The 1,223-nt window shown below is 47.1% G+C and carries 2 protein-coding genes; one reads left to right on the plus strand and one right to left on the minus strand.

The window, feature by feature from the left end; translation table 11 throughout:
- The first annotated feature begins 94 nt into the window (after positions 1-94).
- Positions 95-598: a dihydrofolate reductase gene (locus A3729_RS17570; protein WP_068516222.1), complete on the plus strand. Its 504-nt coding sequence runs from the start codon at positions 95-97 to the stop codon at positions 596-598.
- Positions 599-643: 45 nt separating this feature from the next.
- Here the strand turns inward: A3729_RS17570 and A3729_RS17575 are convergent.
- On the minus strand, positions 644-1,223 hold a 580-nt coding region (locus tag A3729_RS17575), incomplete at its 5' end, for a dihydroxy-acid dehydratase (protein ID WP_197475898.1).

Below are 1,223 nucleotides of genomic sequence, written 5' to 3' on the forward strand. Positions count from 1 at the left end.
GACGACCGCTGACTTTGAAGTCGTCGGCTATGAGTCGCATGACAGTATCCAGTACCCTTTTTCAGTTTAAATATATATCGAGTAGGAAGAAACAATGAAGCGCTCCATGATCGTCGCGATGGCAGAAAACCGAGTTATCGGCATTAACAACAAGCTGCCTTGGTATTTGCCCAATGATCTTAAGTACTTTAAACAAGTGACGATGGGCAAGCCGATTCTAATGGGGCGTAAAACCTATGAGTCGATTGGTAAGCCGCTTCCAGGTCGATGCAATATCGTTATAACGCGAAATGAAAGCTGGTCGGCTGAAGGCGTGAAAGTCGTGCACTCTCTTGAGCAGGCTTTTGATTTAGGAGAGTCGGTTTGTGATATTGACGGTCAGTCGGAAGTGATGATCATTGGTGGTGACCAGATCTATCAAACGAGTCTGCCGGATGTTGATCGTATCTATCTAACGAAAGTTCATGCAGAAGTCGAAGGCGATGCTTATTTTCCCGAAGTCGATTGGACTCAGTGGCGTGAAATTGGGCGGGAAGATTTTGAAGCCGAAGGGCCGAATCCCTATGATTATAGTTTTATCGTTTTGGATCGTAAGTAAAAAGAAAAGGACTGAACTTCTGCTCAGTCCTATGTTTCGTCGAGCTTAATCCAGCATATCCAAATTACGAACACCACCTTTATCGGCGCTTGTTGCCAGCATGGCATAGGCTTTCAAAGCGCTAGAGACCTTTCGCTCGCGATGCTCTGCTGGTTTCCAGGCTTGCTTGCCTTTCTGCTCCATTGCTTCACGTCGAGAGTTAAGTACCCCTTCTTCCAAGACAACATCAATTGAGCGATTAGGGATATCGATCTTGATTTTGTCGCCGGCTTCAATCAATGCGATAGCGCCACCGGCAGCTGCTTCAGGGGAAGCGTGGCCAATTGATAGGCCAGAGGTACCCCCTGAGAAGCGACCGTCGGTTAACAAGGCGCAAGCTTTACCTAGGCCTTTTGATTTCAGGTAACTGGTTGGATACAACATTTCCTGCATACCCGGGCCACCTTTAGGGCCTTCATAGCGAATAATAACCACATCGCCCTCAACTACGTCATCATTAAGTATGCCTTTTACTGCGGAATCCTGGCTTTCGAAGATAACGGCTTTGCCTTCAAACACGAGAATAGAGTCATCAACGCCAGCTGTTTTTACCACGCAACCGTCTTCAGCGATATTGCCGTACAAG

The organism is Oleiphilus sp. HI0043, assembly GCF_001634935.1.

Bases quoted from the DNA above. Each gene is read 5' to 3' on its own strand.
- A3729_RS17570 (WP_068516222.1), top strand. From the start codon at position 95: ATGAAGCGCTCCATGATCGTCGCGATGGCAGAAAACCGAGTTATCGGC.